Raw genomic sequence first — 17,254 nt, 5'->3', positions numbered from 1 at the left:
CTCTTTTTTTTATCTTCGTTTTCTCCCTCGAATCGTTCCTATAAAAACCAGCCGAACTTGTTTGATCGTTTGTAGTTTGAGTTTTCTCATTTCGGAATGGGCATCGGTCGAAAGGTCTAAAAAATCAGAGGCCATTTGGAAACAGAGACTAACGATCAGTTCTGAGGCAAATTGGATATCGTCCACAGGAATCATTTTTGGCATTCGCATGTCTTTTGCTAGTTCAGCGGCAATGGCCTTCATGGATTCTCGGATCTTTTCTCGGATTTTCTGATTCCCACCTGTCCGTTCCCTAGCGATGAAACGGAACTGGGAGCGGTTGTTTGCTACGTAGTCGAAAAAAAATCCAATGGTCAGTCGTAAGGCAGATTTATAAGCGCCTTTGTTTCTGGCATCTCCCACAATGGCCTGGATTCGGCCCCCACAGTCATCCACCAAGGACAAACCCAACTCTTCCATATTCTTGAAATGCCGATAAAAGGCTGCCGGTACAATCCCCGCCTCACCCGCCACCTCGCGAAGGCTTAGATCACCTAACCCTTTTTCCTCTCCCATGAGTCGTAACGCTCCCTCAAGCAGATTGCTGTGGGTACGAAGTTTCTGGGCGTATCGTTTGTTGAGTTTCATGGATTGAATTCAGTAAACGATTGTTCACTTTTTTTCAAAAAGCAAGGACTAAAACTTCGTTTTGGGGTTGACGTATCTAACAACGTAAATTAACACTATTAAATATCTCTGTGAACGAGTGTTCACTTAAATGCGAAATACGAGGCGAAAATGAAAACATTTCCTTTTATCTACAACGAACCCAAGGAATTCCTGAGTTTCCTTCAGCTCAAAGATTGGGCCGATTTCCTACTGGGAGAATTCAATCCTAGGTTCTCGGTAACGGCCATCAAGGCTAAGGTTGTCGCTGTCCACGAAGAAACGGCGGATGCAAAGACTTTGGTTTTAAAACCCAATTGGTTGTGGAAAGGATTTTCTGCCGGCCAACATGTTCCTGTCACAGTGGAGATTGCAGGAAGACGAGTGACAAGATTTTATTCTTTGTCCTCTACTCCTGGCGAAAAATATTTATCTATTACCGTGAAACGTCAGTCAGGTGGTCTTGTTTCTAACTTTATCAATCAAAATATCAAAAAGGGTGATTTATTGGAACTGGGCGAGGCTTCTGGAGAGTTTGTTCTTCCAAAGACATTACCTTCTAAGTTTTTATTTTTGGCGGGAGGAAGTGGAATCACTCCAATCCATTCCATTCTCAAACAACTTCAATCATTGAAATACAATGGCAAAGCTACACTTCTTTACTTTGTTAGATCATTTGAAGATATCATCTTACGTTCTTCCTTAGAAGAAATCGCAAAAGTCACAGGTTGGTTAGAAATTCGTTATGTTTTTTCAGATGTTCCTAAAGACGGTTACGATTCTGGTTTTTTAACTAAAGAAATTTTACAAAAGTATACGGATGATTTAAAATCCTATTCTGTTTATGTATGTGGCCCGTCACCAATGCAAACCAAAGCCATTTCTCTTTTAGAAGGGAACGAAGTGAAGTCGGAGTTATTTATGTTACCCGGTCAATCGGCATTGAAGGTCCAAAAAACAGGAACCGTGGATGTATTTCTTTCCTTAAGTCATAAAACCATCCAAGTGAAAGGGGAACGTTCCTTACTAGAAGAATTAGAAGACCAAGGAATTTATCCTCAAAGTGGATGTAGAATGGGGATTTGCCATACTTGTGTTTGTAAAAAAACAGCTGGTTCTGTAACGGATTTAGCAAAAGACGAATTGTCAGAGTTAGGTGAAGAAAACATTCAGATTTGTATCTCTCGTGCTGAATCAAATTTGGAGCTGGAACTCTAGATATTTACAATCTAGAAACTAAAATTCGTGAATCAGAATTAAAAGAAATAATCATAGGAATAAAAAATGAGAACAATTAGTAAAAAATTAAACAAAGAAGAAATTGAATCTTTTGGAAAAGAAGTGGATGCCCTTAGGGAAGAAGTGATGTCCAAAGTGGGAAAAGAAGATGCAGATCATATCCGATTCATTTATAAAACATATCGATATACTGAAATATTAGGTCGTGGACTCATCCACTTTAGTTTTGAACCAATTTCATTTGTAGCCGGAACATTGTTACTCTCCATATCAAAAATTATAAACAATATGGAACTTGGTCATAATGTTCTACACGGACAGTATGATTGGATGAATGATCCTCGTTTTAATTCAAGAACGTTTGAATGGGACATTGTAAGTGATGCTCACCAATGGAAGTTTTATCACAATTATATGCACCACACTTATACAAATGTTTTAAACAAAGACCATGATTATGGATATAATTTTACCCGTTTGACCGAAGGGCAAAAATGGAAACCGGTTCATCTAACACAACCATTCACCAATTTATTCCTAGCGATGAACTTTCAGTGGGGAATTGGTGCACATGGTTACCGAGTGGAATACATGGAAATTCCAAAAAAACAAAGAAAGAAAAAATCTTTAAAAGACTACAAAGCTGTCTTCTTTAAGAAGATTGAATTACAACTTGTAAAAGATTATATTCTGTTTCCACTTCTTGCTGGTTTGAATTTTCCAAAAATCATTCTAGGGAATATGATCGCAAATTTAATCAGAAACCTTTGGACTTATGCAGTGATCTTTTGTGGTCATTTTACAGAGAATGCAGAATCCTTTTCTGTAGAGGAAATCGCTGGAGAATCGAAAGCGCAGTGGTATTTGAGACAACTCAAAGGTTCTTCTAACTTAGATGGCAGTAAATTGTTTTATACAATGACTGGGCACTTGAGTCATCAAATCGAACACCACATGTTTCCTGGTATGCCAGCAAAACGTTACCGTGAAGTGGCTCCCCGTTTAAAAGAAATTTGTGCAAAGTATGGCCAACACTACAATACGGGAAGTTTTGTGAAACAGTTCGCATCTGTGTGGAAACGTATCATTGCTTATTCTTTTCCTGATTCAATAGCAGGGAAATTAATGGGAAACCGTAAAGTGTATTTGGAACCAAAAGCCATCGTTACCCAACCGAGTTTTCAAGTTACTCTTCCCACTGGAGAGAAATCAGTCACCCTTACTTAATCTGAACAACTTTGGATTTTCCACTGGCGCATTGTGGAAAATCAATCCCTTTCCTTTCTTGGGGCTCTCAAATGATGAGGCCCCTTTTTTTTATTTCAAGTGAGTTTGATTTTGTTTGCAGATAGGATCGCTAAACTGTCTTTATGAAATTCTTTACACCACTGGGTGCGTAATTCTTTTCTATTCGTCGATTTGTTTTTAGCTCTTTCCATCAGATAACTCAGAACCACTCTTGCTGCTGACTCCACCACTTCAAAGCTATGCGCTTCTTTGGTTGGTTGGTCTGTAATGGATTTGTATGTTTCCACTATGGATTCAAAGAGAGTCCTGATTTCTTGTAGTTTGGGATTGGATTCTTTTCCTTTTGCCAAATGGTCTAGGTAAGCACGGAAAGTACCTGTTGCACTCATTCCGGAAGTGACCCCTCCTATGGCTGCATTGACTTGGATTTGTGTGGTTCCATCGTAAATGTTGGTAATCCTTGCATCTCGGTAAAGTCGAGAAAGATCATAATCTTCTGTATAACCTGCTCCACCTAATACTTGTAATCCGTCATAAACTAAATCGTTACACATTTCAGAGTTGTAGTATTTGGAAATGGGGGTAAGTGTGTTTGCTACCTTTTCCCAAAACTTTCCGATTTTGGATTCTTCTGGAGTTACCGTTCTTCCGTCTTCATACCAATAGTATTTGTCCACTGAATAAGCGGCCTCTACCATAAGGCAACGCATTGCAGCCATTTCTCTTTCCATTCGATCCAAGATACGACGGACTGCAGGAATTTCATAAATTGGTTTTCCAAATTGAATTCTTTCTTTTGCGTATTTGAGCGCCTCTTCATATGCTGCAGTCACAATCCCTGTTCCTTGGGAAGAAACGCTGAGGCGGGCACCATTCAGCATTCCCATTACATACTTCACAAGTCCGAAACCTTCTTTGCCAACTAAATGGCCTTCGCTATTTTCAAACACAGTTTCACATGTAGCTGAAGCTTTGATTCCCAATTTTTTTTCAATTCCTTGGACTGCATAATCTTTGTTTTCAACGATAAAGAAGGAAAGACCTCTCGCTCCACTTTCTTGAGTTCCTGTTCGTGCGAGTGTGAGTGTAATGCCTGGACTTCCATTGATACCACAAGCAACAGTTTGAAATCTTTTGGTTCCATTGAGAAACCATTTGTCATCCTTCTTTGTTGCTTTGGTCGTTACATTCGGCAAATCAGAACCAAAGTCTGGTTCTGAAAGCCCCATAGTGACTGTGTAATTTCCGGAGATTAATTTAGGGATCCATTCCTCTTTCATTTCGTCGGAAGCACAGACTTCTAAGATGGCGGCAAGTCCCATACTTCCCACGGCTATGGTAATGGAACTATCAGATCTATACATAAGCTCCGCTATCATCGCTTTGATGATGCTAGGTGCACCGAGTCCACCATACCTTCTTTTAAAAGCAACGGGACCAAGACCCGCATCATGGTACATTTTGATTACGTCCACCATTTCTTGGGGATGGATCACATTTCCGTTATCAAATTTAAGTCCTTTGGAATCTACCACTCCGGCCACTTGAGATACATACATCCCACTGATTTCTCCGCAAGATTTTAGAATCTCTTCGTAAAATGATTTCGCCTCATCCACATTAGATGGCGCATACTCTAGTCTAGGATTATGCTTTTCCAAATACAGTTTGGCATCCGAGAATTGATTTTCGTAGATGGGTACAATTTCATTCCAATCGATCAACTCGTAAAAATGTTCCTTTAAATCTTCATTGGTTTGAAAGTAGTTGCTTTGGATCATATAAATTCCTTTTGGATTAGAAGATAAATTTTATAGATGTGAGGCGATAAAAAAATAATCGTATAACAAAAAAAATTGGATTTAGTTTTTATGGTGAACCGAACGGTATACTGTAAATTCGGGAATGTGATCAGAAAACAAAAGAGAACGTAGTAACAAATTTTTGGCTTGGAGGAAATCTCAAAAAAATGAAGAGAAATATTGGTTTCTTTTTTAAGGTTTCGATTTAGAATTCAAGATCTATCTCCGTTGAAGGCACTGCTGATTGACGGAACAGGAGACTTATGAAACAACTCATTTCCATTCTTACCTTTGTATTTGCCATACAATGTGCCAGTGTTCCCACTTCAGAACTTTCCGTAAAATCAACAGTTTCGGGAACTCCAGTGGAATATAAATTGGACGGGAAAACCTATGAAGGTTATCTCGCTACTGATTCCTCGATTACTGGAAAAAGACCCGGCATTCTCGTGATTCATGAATGGTGGGGTTTAAACGAGTATCCGAAACAACGCGCAAGACAATTGGCTGATTTAGGTTATGTAGCATTTGTTATGGATGTTTATGGAAAAGGAATTCTTGCAAAAGACCATGTGGAAGCAGGAAAACTATCTGGTGCCAATGGAGATCCAAAAATTATCCTTAAAAAAATCTACAAAGCCCTTGAGATCTTAAAATCAAATCCAAATGTGGATTCAAGTAAAATTGGTGCGATTGGTTATTGTTTTGGTGGCGGAGGAGTCATTGAGCTTGCGTTAGATGGTGCTGACTTAAAAGGAGGAGTGGTTTCCTTTCATGGTTTTTTAGGGAGTAAAAACCTGGCATCGGGTGTAAAAAAACTCAAAAGCAAAGTTTTAGTACACCATGGTGCTGCTGATCCTTTTGTTCCAAAAACATCAGTCGAAAATTTTATCAAAACGGTAACGGATGCAAAAGCTCCTGTGACTTTTGTTTCGCACCCAGGAGCCGTTCACGGGTTCACAAGACCTGGTTCCGAAAAACATGGACTACCAGGTTTGGCTTACAATGAAAAAGCGGACTATGCGTCTTTTGATAGTATGAAGACTTTTTTTGCAGCGAACTTCAAATAAACGAGAGGAAGTACAAAGAGGGTAAGTGCACTCGCAGACACTAACCCTCCGATCACTACGGTAGCAAGAGGTCTTTGGACTTCTGCGCCGGGTGATGAGCTGATTGCCATTGGGATGAATCCAATCGATGCTAAAAGAGCCGTTGTGAGGACGGGCCGAAGTCTAGAAATGGCTGCTACTTTGACTGCCTCTTCTTTTGTGATTCCTGACTGTTCTAAACTTCGGATAAAACTGATGAGCACAAGACCATTGAGTACTGCAATTCCAAAGAGTGCTATAAAACCCACACCAGCCGAAATGCTAAATGGCAAACTCCTGAGATAAAGTGCAAAAATCCCACCTGTGATCGCAAAAGGAACATTTAAAAAAATGATGATAGCCGCCGAAACTTCGTTAAATGCGAAATAGAGTATCAGAAAAATAATTAGGAGTGTGATGGGAACAACAACATAAAGTGTTTTTGTTGCCGATTCAAATTTTTCAAACTCACCCCCAGTCGTATAATAGTATCCAGCTGGAAACTTGATTTCCTTTTGCAGAACATTTTGCACTAGACTCACCGTTCTTACCATATCGCTCCCTCGGATATTAAATTGAACTAGAGCATACCTGTTTTGATTCTGATGGTAAATTTGTACTGGTCCATCTTCGATTTGGATATCCGATAACTCATGTAAGGGAGCAAAAGTGTTTTTTCCAACCTTTACTGGAATATTTTTGATTTGATCTGGGTTGGAACCAACATCCGTTTTTACAACAATTTCAAAACGTTTCATACCTTCATAAACAATACCCGCAGGAACTCCCGAGGAAATGGATTCCGTGACTTTGTTGACATCCAATATCGATTGGTCGTATCTTGCCAACTTTTCTCTGTTAGGTTTTATTCTAAGATATTCTAGTCCATACAATTGTTCAATTCGTAAGTCCACAACGCCAGGGATGTGTTTGATTTTTGTAGAAATTTCTTCTGCAATGGATTTTAACTGAATTAAATCATCACCAAATATTTTGATCCCCACATCGGCGCGAATACCGGCCATAATTTCATTGTTTCGCATTTCAATTGGTTGTGACAGTCCATAGGCTACTTGGGGAGCGACTCTTTCTATAATCTCTTCTAACTTGGATTCGATTTCCTTTTTTGTCAGATTCCATTCTGATCTCGGTTTCATATCCATATACATGTCCGTCTTTTCTACACCCATAGGTTCGATAGCTAACTCAGGAGATCCAGTTCTTGAAACCACTTCAGTAATTTCTGGAATTTCTTTGAGGATCGCTTTTTCAATTTTCATAGAAGATTGGAGAGACTCGGTTAATGTAGTGGAAGGATAACGACTAATTTCAATGAGTAGATTCCCTTCATCTAATTTGGGAAGGAATTCTCCGCCTAATCGAAAGAACAAGATGATCGAGAGAACAAGGACGCCAATTGTAGAATAAGTTACTTTTTTAGGTTCTTTCAGACAATAATTGAGTTTCGGAGTATACCAGTTATGGATTTTTTCGAATAATTTTGTTTCTCCTTCTGCGATATGTCCCCCTTTTAGAAAATAAGATGCTAAGACAGGAATGAGTGTGAGTGTTAAAAAGAAAGCACCAAGTAATGCGAACAATACGGTCGTCGCCATGGGGATAAACATTTTTCCTTCTGTTCCACTTAAGGTAAGGATAGGGATGTAAACAATTCCGATGATGATCTCACCAAAAATGGTTGCCTTACGAACTTCAATTGTTGCTGTTAAAATTGTTTCTTTTTGTTCCTTGTCAGTAAGATCTCTTTTTAATTCTTTTCGTTTTAATCCTAAGCGCCTATGTGAGTTTTCAATGAGAATGACAGCTCCATCGACAATAAGACCAAAATCGATAGCACCCATAGACATGAGGTTAGCAGGTAGGTCTCGCAGAAACATAAGAGTAATGGCAAATAACATGGCAAGTGGAATGACCGATGCAATGACTAGTCCTGATCGAAAATCACCGATCATTAGGAATAATATGATAATCACAAGGATTGCCCCTTCCGATAAATTCCATACAATCGTATTTAAAGTACTTTTTACCATAATTGAACGATCATAGTAAGGTTTAATTTTCATACCAGTAGGAAGAGTTTTTTCAATTTGGGTGATTTTCTCTTTCACTGCCGTTGTCACTTCCAGTGAGTTTTCACCGAGTAACATCAGTGTTACGGCTCCGACCACCTCTGATTTTCCCGTGGCAGTTGCTGCACCTTTTCGTAACCTTGGGCCTTCGACAATTTTTGCAACGCTACTTAAATAGATAGGAAATCCGTCCCCCATTTTCCCTACCTGAATTTTTTCAAAATCAGAAATCTTTTTTAGTAATCCATCACTCCCAACAATCAACTGTTCGCCGGACCTTTCTATGTATCCACTTCCTGTAGATAAATTATTGGATTGGACGGCATTTACTATTTGGTTTAAAGAGATTCCGAGCGCGGCTGCTTTGAATGGGTCTACAATGACTTGGTATTGTTTTGTTTTGCCTCCAAAACTATTGACTTCCACAATGCCTGGAACTGTTTTGAGTGTTGGATTGATGTACCAATTCAAATAGGTGGTGAGTTCCATTTGGTTATGGAATTCACTTTCCAATGTAAATTGAAACACTTCACCAAGTCCAGTGGTAATAGGACCTATCACTGGTTTTCCAAATATGGCAGGGATATTTTCGGAGGCTTCAGTTAATTTTTCGCTGACTAATTGTCTACTTTTCCACAAATCAGTTCCGTCTGCAAATACGGCCGTTACAAGAGAAAATCCGTAACGAGAAACTGAACGGACCTCAATTAAGTTAGGAATTCCTGTGATGGCTCTCTCCACAGGTAAAGTAATGTACTGCTCAATTTCTAAGGTCGATAAAGCCGGTGATGTTGTAATCACTTGCACTTGAATATTAGTAATATCTGGAACTGCATCTACTTTTAAATGATTGAGCGAATAAAATCCACCAAACAAAAGTAATACTGTTAATATAATAACTAATAATCGCTTTTCTAAAGATACTTGGACAATTTTTGTTAAAAATTCCATATCATTCTCCACCAAACGTTGATTTGAAGAGAATTGCCTTGAGTTCAAAAGCCCCTTTGGTGACTATCCGATCTCCCTCAGTGATTCCAGAAATTACTTCCGTTTTTCCATCGGTAGTGCTTCCTGTTGTGATTTCTTTCCATTTGAATTCATTTGTTTGCGATTCTATAAATACAAACTTTCTATTTTGGTAAGATTGAATAGCAACTTCTGCGATTTGGATTCCTGATCTACCGTTGACACTTAAAGATGCCTTTCCAAACAAACCGATCTTTGCTTTTCGATTCTTATTTTTAAAAACAAGTCTTGCGTGAACGGTTCTGGATTCAGGATCTACTTTTTCGCCAATATGCTCCAAAACTCCTTCGAATTCTGAATCTGGGTATGCATTCAAAATGATCTTACCAGATATACCTTCCGACAAGTATTTCAAATCGTTTTCAAAAATCTTTGCCTGAAACCAGAGATGCGAAAGTTCTGCAATCGTTGTTAGGATTTGATTTCCTAAAACAATCGATCCTGGAATTGCATTTCTAGAAAGTGCGAGACCCGATCTTGGAGAAAACACTGCATACACTCCCGATGCAGAGTTATCGATAGCAAGTCCATTTGCTCTTAAATTCTCTTCTGCTGAAATTTTTTCTGATTCTATGACTTTTAGATTTGCTTCTGCATCAATAAGCTCTTGTTTGGCGGCCAAATTCATTTTTACTAATGAATTGATACGATTTGAATTTTGTTCAGCCGCAATATATTTGGATTTTGCTACTAAATATGCGGATCTGAGTTTTGCAAGTTCTGGGGAATCAATAGTTGCTAATTTTTGTCCTTTTTTGATGGAATCACCTTCTACGAAGAAAACGGCGGTAATACGTCCCGAGATTCTGGCTGGCACATCAATGATTGCATCGGGTACAGCTTCTGTTTCCCCAATCAGTTCGATTTTTGTTTGGATGGGTTGTGTTATGGCGACTTCCGTTTCTAAGGAGAGATTTTTTCTATTGTCCCCCAATAATTTTACAATGTCTTTGGGTTCCTCTGCATTATCTAAATTAACGTTTGTTCCACGGAATTTCCATAGATAAATAGAAAGGACAATAAGTAGTAGGGAGCTAAGAAGTAGTATTGTTTGTTTTTTCATGGTTTGACCCCTAATGAGTCGCTAGGTAGACCGAGAACACGAACAAGTTCAATTTGAGATAACTCAAATTCAGATTTTGTGTTCAGATAGTTCAGTTTCGTTTGTAAAAGAATTCGTTGGTGATTGATGGCATCTATGATTCTTATTTTTCCAAATCGGATTGCTTCTTGCAGATTTTTTAAATCCGATTCAGCACGTTCCATTTTTGTTGCATCGTAGAGATTGATTTCTTCGGAAAGAGTTAAATAGTTAGTCAGCGCAAATAGGACTTCTTGTTTGATATTTCTAAAAACAGATTCTTTCAGTTCTTTAGAACTATCAATTTTTGATGAAGCTATGATGGTTTCCCCCTCATAATCTCTCCAAACAGTCATGGGAAAACTTACCATTCCCCCAACGACTCTTTCATTAAATCCATCGTTTTGTGCAAAAGCCCCTAACGTTACATTGGGAATTTTCTGGCGTCTAACTTCGTTTTGTCGTAGAACTGATAATTCAATTTCTTTTTCAGACAAAGAAAGTTCGGGACGCATCTGCATTGCCATCTGAATTAAATCTGCTTTCTCTTTTGGCAAATCTTTGGGCAAAAACCATTGTTGAATCTGGGTTGTATCCATTTCTAGAGGTAAACCAAGTAAAACTTCTAGTTCCGACTTTGCATTTTCAGATAACCTATGTGTTTGGTTCCAAATTTTAAAAATCCGAATTTCTTCCGATTCAGATAAGGACTCATCAATTCCAGGAGATAAACCTTCGTTTACTCTTGCTTTGGATACTTTTTTTAACTCTTTAACAAGATTTAAACTATTAAGACTATTTTCTTCTTCCATATGAAGATAACGAAATCTTGTTATTTTTTTTAAAACATTGAATTCTAAAATTCGCCTTACAGATTCTAGGCGAATGACTTGTGCCTTAAATTCTTCGTCTGCGATTTGAACTGCAATCTCTCGTTTCCCATTGGTAAAAATTTCTTGGTTGACCATTACCTGAAAGTTATTTGCTCCAGTGGTTCCAGATAAAAAAGCAGGGCTAGACGTTTCTCCTTTTCTTGTTGCCGCATAACTATTAAAAACTGGATTTGATGGGAAGTAGTAAGAGGCAATTTTTTTTCTTCCAGAAATTTCTCTGAGTTTAATTTCTTCGATTCGATAATCAGGTTGTTTAAGGACAATACAATGACTGAGTTCCAGTAATGAACTGTATTTTTGGCAATTTCCTCCAAAGGAAACATTTGATTCCGCCTGGAGTGGGCCAGTAGTAATGTAGATATAAGGCAAACAACTTAAAACCATCTTAAGTTGTTTGGAGAAATGATAAAAATTCATAGAACCTCCCAAGTGTTCACGCAATACAATTGCGAATCAACTAAGTGAGGTTATGTTTGGGAGGTCGGAAAAAACTATTTAAAGTAACAAGTTTTGGTATGAGAAGCTCAGGTTGGTGGATGTAAACTTTATGAAGTTGAATGCGCACGTGAGAAAGATACAAATCCCAAGAGCAAGACATAATCAAATTGCAAGGACAAGAAAAACAAACATGGTCAGTGTGTTCTCCGTCTTCTTGTAAATCATGACCTGGATCCACACCTAAAGCATGGTCTAAAAATGCATAGGGACATCCACTTTCTGGAGAACCAATGAGGCCGCAATTGACTTCGTTATCAACAATGCGTTGGTACATGAAATTAGCGGAAAATAGGAACAAAAAGATAAATAGAAAAAAATGCCTCAAAAAAGTGGGTTTTTTCAGATTTAGCTTCATACCTTACTTAAAGTTTGGTATCTCCTTTGCAATTTGCAATAACTTATCTGCAATTTCGGGAACACAAACTGGTGAAACGTGACTACAGTCCACATAGGTTTTGCAATTTGTATTTCCCTCATTTAAACTTACATGACGAATATTTTTTGAATTTGAATTCACAAACTGGCGAATATACTGTTTAAAAATCCCACCTTTTGTGATCTGTTGCCGAATGTCATTGTAATAGGGGTGAATTTGTGGTTCCCAGATTACCATGGGGATATTATGTTTTTCTGCATGGTTTACTATTTTTTTGAAGAAATTTGTTTCTGTTTCTGAAATTTCAAAACGACTCAGAAAATGTTGTTTTCTCGATTCTGCATAATCGATGATTCGTTCTTGAAATTCATTAGTAGGAAATTGGCTAATATCATATCCAATATCATCCGATTTGTAAGGTCTTTTCAGATTCATATACGAAGAGATTCCAATAAAATAAGTATCATTTGTAACACGATTTCCAGTAAAAAGATTTTTAACTGCTAAAACTGGTTTGAAGTGGTAGTTATAACCTAAGAATAAAAGACGTGCAATAATATCTCGTTGCATTTCCGAATTCATTGAATCATAGATATCGATCAATTCGTTTTCATGTAACATGATCTCGGCCCATTTGGATTTGTATGAATAAATATTATTTTCGTTCAACATTTCATCTGAAAATTCTAAAAACAATACGTCCGGTTTAAAACCGGCATCAGACATTGATTTGATTAATAAATAATATAACAAAAACTCTGAAGCCTTCACCGCCGTACGAGTTTCGAAATACACTGGTTCATTCATAGTTGATTTGTTTATTGGAATTTTTGCCCATTCATGGAATGATTCTGAACGTGATGTTCCTATAACAACTGCTACTTTTTCCCCACTGTTTTGGATTTTTCTATTCTCTTCCCAAACAATAGGCATTCCCAGTAAAATATTTTGAGTAGCTTTGTAATTTCTCCGGCCACTTTCTCTGACATCGGGAATACAAATCAATTTATCGATTAAGAAGATGGTAATTAAAATGATAAATGGTAAAAAATAAGTTCTATTAGGTTTCATAAGTTCTCATTAAAATTGAAAGTATATAAATGTCTCGACTGGAGATTCAACTCTGATAAGAGCAAAATAAACAAGAAAACTTAGGATAAAAATAACCCAATTCAGATGCGGTTTGAATTTAGCAGAAAAGTAATTTTTGAATTCAAAAATTTGAATTAGGTAACTTGCAAGGATGAGTCCCCACAATTCTGGGCGATAAATGACTTTTCCCGTCAGATTGACACTCGCCGACCAAAATGTTACAATTTTGCTTAGAGTGTCTATACGAAAAAAAGTGATAAGAACGGAAAAAACAAGAAAGATCCAAATGATCGTAATTATTTTTTTTAATAATGACATAGATTTTCGATCGGGTTTTCCGAAAGCAAACCGCTCCATTGAAAGGAAAATGCCGTGAAAAAATCCCCATAGAAAAAAAGTATAAGTATTCCCATGCCAAAGACCTGATAAAGACATTACAATGATCGTATTTATACTGTATCTAAGTTCTGATACTCGATTACCACCTAACGGAATATATAAGTAATCTCTAATCCATGAAGAAAGAGTATAATGCCACCTACTCCATAATTCACTGAAGCTGACTGATAAAAAAGGAGAATGAAAATTTTCTGGAATTTTATAACCAAGTAGAAATGCCGAACCTCTTGCTAAATCTGTATAACCAGAAAAGTCACCATACACTTGAAAAGAAAAGGCAATCGCTGATAATAAAATCGAAAGGCCATCATATTCACTTGGGTTTAAATAAACTGGATTGATGATTTTGGCAATTTGATCAGCGATAAGAACTTTTTTAACTAACCCCGAAAGGATGTGTAGGATACCTCTTTGTACAAAATCTAAGGTTAATCTGGAACGATTGATCTGATCGTAAAAATCATCGTGTCGCATAATAGGGCCTGCGATGAGTTGGGGGAAAAATAAAATGAATAACAAAAAGTTAAGAAATGGTGATTCAGTAAAATTCCCTCTCCAAGCATCCACCAAATAGGCAATCATTTGGAATGTATAAAAACTGATCGCTAAAGGTAATACTATTTCTGACAAAGACTGGAAAAAGGGAATGGTTAGTTCGCCCTCTAACATTAAATATTTTATATAGGTAAGGAAATACTTAAAAAAACACAAGTTAATCAAATTGATTGATATTCCCAAAATTAGAAAAATTCTGTTTTTTGTTTTGAGAATACCGAGGACACAGAGATGAGTGAGAATAATAAAAAGTACGAAATGTATTAAAAAGGAACCACTCCAATACCCGTAGAATATCAGAGAAAAAATAATCAGGACATAATTACGAAAGCGAGAAGGTGAAATCCAATAGATAATATAGCAGGCTATAAAAAAGAAAAAATAATCTATAGAATTAAACAACATTTGCCTTAGAATAACATCGATATTTTTTCCTACCAGTCATTTTATACAATCATACTTGCCTCAAAAATCGAATCCAGAAAAATCAGTTCCCATGGCGACTCAAAATATACTTTGGACACCTCATTCAAATATCACTAATTTATCTAGTTTCCAAGGTCATTTGGAAACTAAGTTTAAAAAATCATTTTCTGATTATGTTTCCTTTCATAAGTTCTCAGTGGAACAGTATGAACTGTTTTGGAATGAGTGGTTGTCTTATTCTGGTTTTAAGTTACACAAAGAACCAGAAAAAACGATAGAACATGGGGATCATTTTTCAAAGTCGATTTGGTTTCCAGGTGCTTTGTATAATTTTGCTGAGAATTTATTGGACGTTGGGAATCCGAATGATTGGGCATTAGTATTTTATTCGGAAGATGGCAAAATTCAACGATTGAAATATTCGGAACTCAAAGAAGAAGTATTGAGGTTGCAAAAACATTTCATCTCTCTTGGAGTTAAAAAAGGAGATCGTGTGGTTGGTCTTGTACCAAATGCACCAATTTCCACAATCGGAATGTTGGCATCTACATCATTAGGTGCTATTTGGTCCAGCGCCTCACCTGACTTTGGTGTTCGAGGGATTTTAGATCGATTTGAACAGATAAATCCAAAAGTACTGATTTCGGTGGAATCCTATTTATTTAAAGGCAAAAGAATTTCCATTATAGATAAGTTGGAAGAAGTATCCATCCAATTGGCGAAAGCAAATCATTCTGAATTTAAACAGACCTTGGTATACGATTTCGTTGAGCCAACCAAAGACTTTGCTAAGATCCAATTTCCATTTCGATACAGTGAGATTAGTCCCAGAAATCCCTCAGATCAGTTGACTTATACTTCCATTGCTTTTTCAGATCCAGTGTATATTATGTTTTCCTCTGGGACTACAGGCCTTCCGAAATGTATTGTTCAAGGTGGTGGTGTTTTACTCAACCATACTAAAGAACTTTCTTTACATTGTAATTTATCCAAACAAGATCGTTTTTTTTATTATACAACTTGCGGTTGGATGATGTGGAATTGGTCTCAATCGGTATTAGCCTTGGGTGCTACACTTTATCAATTTGATGGAAATCCATTCCATCCATCTTGGGAAACTTTATGGTCAATGGCAGAAAAGGAATCTATTCAAGTTTTCGGAACCAGCGCCAAATATCTTTCCGTTTTGGAAGAAGAAAAGATATCTATTCAATCTAAGTATTCGTTGTCTGCCTTAAAGGTGATCCTTTCCACTGGTTCACCTTTGCCGAACTCAGGGTTTCGTTATGTTTATGAAAATATTAAAAAAGATTTACAACTTTCCTCTATCTCTGGCGGAACAGATTTAAATGGATGTTTTGCTCTGGGTAACCCCAACTTACCAGTGTTTGAAGGTCAAATCCAATGTAAGGGTTTGGGGATGGATGTACAAGTATTCGATGATATGGGGAAATCAGTAGAAAATCAAAAAGGAGAATTGGTTTGTCCGACACCATTTCCTTCGATGCCACTTTACTTTTGGAATGATAACTCTGGTGCAAAATACAAATCTGCTTACTTTGAAACTTATGATAATATTTGGTGCCACGGCGACTTTGCATCCATCACACTTGAGAACGGATTGGTGATTTATGGCCGCTCCGATGCTACTTTAAATCCGGGTGGTGTTAGGATTGGTACAGCTGATATCTATTCTGTAGTTTCCACCATTCCTGAAGTGAAAGACAGTGTCATCATTGGACAAGAGTATAAGGATGATGTCCGTGTGATTCTTTTTGTGGTTCCTGCGGATGGTGTTATTTTGGATGAAAGTCTGATAAAAAAAATCAAGGAACGTATTAAGTTAGAAACCTCGCCAAGGCATGTCCCTTCCTTGGTTCTTTCTGTTCCCGAAATTCCGTATACCGTCAATGGAAAAAAAGTAGAAATTGCCGTTAAACAAACCGTAGCTGGTATCGAAGTGAAAAATAAAAACGCGCTCTCCAATCCGCATTCTCTAGATTATTTTAAAGATCGAAAGGAACTGGGTGTATGATTTTTTTTCGGATCGCAATTTGGTTCTTAACTTTTTTTATTTTGGCTTCTACAAATTTGCAAGCGGAGTCGAATCGTTGGCGTTCCTGTTTTCGGACCAATTGTATTTCGTTTGAGCTTCCTTCTCAGTGGTTTCTTACGGAACGAAGATCCAATGGGTTGACCACAAAGTTTGATCATTTCAAAACCTCTCCATTGAAAGAGGAATCAGGTAGAGAAATCATTCCAGCCCTGGTCGTCCTTTTTAAAGAATCAGAAAACAAACTTCCCTTAAATCCCATTCTTTTCCATTCAGAATCCAAAAGATTTAGTTTAATCACCAATATTCGTAAATCTTTCACCTTACAAAAAATCCCAAAATCCGATAACGGGTATAAGTTTTTAGGAATGTCTGGGAGTTTTAAAGATAAAGAAGATACAATTTTACAACATTATATCACTGCTACAGAAGAAGAATTTGGATTTACCATATTAATCACATGTTACGAGTCTGTTTATCCCCAAATTGAAAAAGATATAAACTTATTTTTGGACAGTTTGTCCTGGGGGACAAGGCCGGTGCCTTGGCAGATCCAAGATCCAGAAAAACAAGTTTCTAAATCAAAGGAATTGGAAACCAGTGCCCTGAATCGACTGAAAACAAAAAAATCAGAGGAAATTACAATGGCATTGGAGGAGTTGAGCGACTCTTGCGAGTTAGGTTCTGTGACTGCTTGCGAAATGTTTACAGTGTTGATGAATTTAGGAAGATAAAGAACA

13 protein-coding genes are annotated in these 17,254 nt (G+C 37.4%); 5 read left to right on the top strand and 8 right to left on the bottom strand.

All coding sequences use genetic code 11. The features are described from left to right. Nucleotides 1-9: 9 nt before the first annotated feature. Complete coding sequence (locus JWG40_RS16760; protein WP_205286915.1) at nucleotides 10-627, bottom strand: TetR family transcriptional regulator; 618 nt, start codon at nucleotides 625-627, stop codon at nucleotides 10-12. 150 nt (nucleotides 628-777) lie between these two features. Here JWG40_RS16760 and JWG40_RS16755 point away from each other — a divergent pair, with 150 nt between their 5' ends. Together JWG40_RS16755 and JWG40_RS16750 are read left to right on the top strand one after the other, a co-directional pair. Further along, nucleotides 778-1,863 (top strand): flavin reductase family protein, encoded by a 1,086-nt coding sequence (locus JWG40_RS16755; RefSeq protein ID WP_205286914.1) that lies wholly within the window; start codon nucleotides 778-780, stop codon nucleotides 1,861-1,863. A gap of 66 nt (nucleotides 1,864-1,929) precedes the next feature. Continuing rightward, nucleotides 1,930-3,111, top strand: coding sequence for a fatty acid desaturase family protein (locus JWG40_RS16750; RefSeq protein WP_205286913.1), 1,182 nt, complete (start codon nucleotides 1,930-1,932; stop codon nucleotides 3,109-3,111). A gap of 95 nt (nucleotides 3,112-3,206) precedes the next feature. Here the strand turns inward: JWG40_RS16750 and JWG40_RS16745 are convergent, their stop codons facing one another. After that, a complete protein-coding gene (locus tag JWG40_RS16745; RefSeq protein ID WP_205286912.1) occupies nucleotides 3,207-4,913 on the bottom strand; it encodes an acyl-CoA dehydrogenase family protein in 1,707 nt (568 codons plus the stop codon). A 284-nt stretch (nucleotides 4,914-5,197) separates the two neighbouring features. Here JWG40_RS16745 and JWG40_RS16740 point away from each other — a divergent pair, with 284 nt between their 5' ends. Further along, entirely contained in the window at nucleotides 5,198-6,004 is an 807-nt protein-coding gene (locus JWG40_RS16740; RefSeq protein WP_205286911.1) for a dienelactone hydrolase family protein, read from the top strand. Here JWG40_RS16740 and JWG40_RS16735 read toward each other — a convergent pair. The 6 genes from JWG40_RS16735 to JWG40_RS16710 all read right to left on the bottom strand — a co-directional run bounded on the left by JWG40_RS16735 (nucleotide 5,953) and on the right by JWG40_RS16710 (nucleotide 14,149). After that, nucleotides 5,953-9,063, bottom strand: a complete 3,111-nt coding sequence (locus JWG40_RS16735) for an efflux RND transporter permease subunit (RefSeq protein ID WP_205286910.1) — start codon at nucleotides 9,061-9,063, stop codon at nucleotides 5,953-5,955. The genes JWG40_RS16740 and JWG40_RS16735 overlap by 52 nt on opposite strands. A 1-nt stretch (nucleotide 9,064) precedes the next feature. Next, nucleotides 9,065-10,204 carry an efflux RND transporter periplasmic adaptor subunit gene (locus JWG40_RS16730; protein ID WP_205286909.1) on the bottom strand — a complete coding sequence of 380 codons (1,140 nt, stop codon included), beginning with the start codon at nucleotides 10,202-10,204 and terminating at the stop codon, nucleotides 9,065-9,067. Further along, on the bottom strand, nucleotides 10,201-11,532 hold the full coding sequence (locus JWG40_RS16725; RefSeq protein WP_205286908.1) for a TolC family protein: 1,332 nt from the start codon (nucleotides 11,530-11,532) through the stop codon (nucleotides 10,201-10,203). The genes JWG40_RS16730 and JWG40_RS16725 overlap by 4 nt, the downstream gene beginning before the upstream one ends. Before the next feature lie 40 nt (nucleotides 11,533-11,572). Beyond that, entirely contained in the window at nucleotides 11,573-11,887 is a 315-nt protein-coding gene (locus JWG40_RS16720) for a hypothetical protein (protein WP_205286907.1), read from the bottom strand. 84 nt (nucleotides 11,888-11,971) lie between these two features. After that, entirely contained in the window at nucleotides 11,972-13,060 is a 1,089-nt protein-coding gene (locus JWG40_RS16715) for a DUF1574 family protein (RefSeq protein ID WP_205286906.1), read from the bottom strand. A 9-nt stretch (nucleotides 13,061-13,069) separates the two neighbouring features. After that, the gene (locus JWG40_RS16710; protein ID WP_232369446.1) at nucleotides 13,070-14,149 is read right to left on the bottom strand and encodes an MBOAT family O-acyltransferase; all 1,080 of its coding nucleotides are present in this window, start codon (nucleotides 14,147-14,149) and stop codon (nucleotides 13,070-13,072) included. A 382-nt stretch (nucleotides 14,150-14,531) separates the two neighbouring features. Between JWG40_RS16710 and JWG40_RS16705 the strand changes: the two genes are divergently transcribed. Together JWG40_RS16705 and JWG40_RS16700 are read left to right on the top strand one after the other, a co-directional pair. Beyond that, complete coding sequence (locus JWG40_RS16705; protein ID WP_205286904.1) at nucleotides 14,532-16,496, top strand: acetoacetate--CoA ligase; 1,965 nt, start codon at nucleotides 14,532-14,534, stop codon at nucleotides 16,494-16,496. Beyond that, complete coding sequence (locus JWG40_RS16700) at nucleotides 16,493-17,248, top strand: hypothetical protein (RefSeq protein ID WP_205286903.1); 756 nt, start codon at nucleotides 16,493-16,495, stop codon at nucleotides 17,246-17,248. Before JWG40_RS16705 ends, JWG40_RS16700 begins: the two co-directional genes overlap by 4 nt. Nucleotides 17,249-17,254: the final 6 nt, after the last annotated feature.

The organism is Leptospira abararensis (assembly GCF_016918735.1).
Classification (GTDB): Bacteria; Spirochaetota; Leptospiria; order Leptospirales; family Leptospiraceae; genus Leptospira_A; species Leptospira_A abararensis.
Note: the sequence above shows the minus strand (reverse complement) of the source record. Positions and strands in the feature narration are given on the sequence as shown.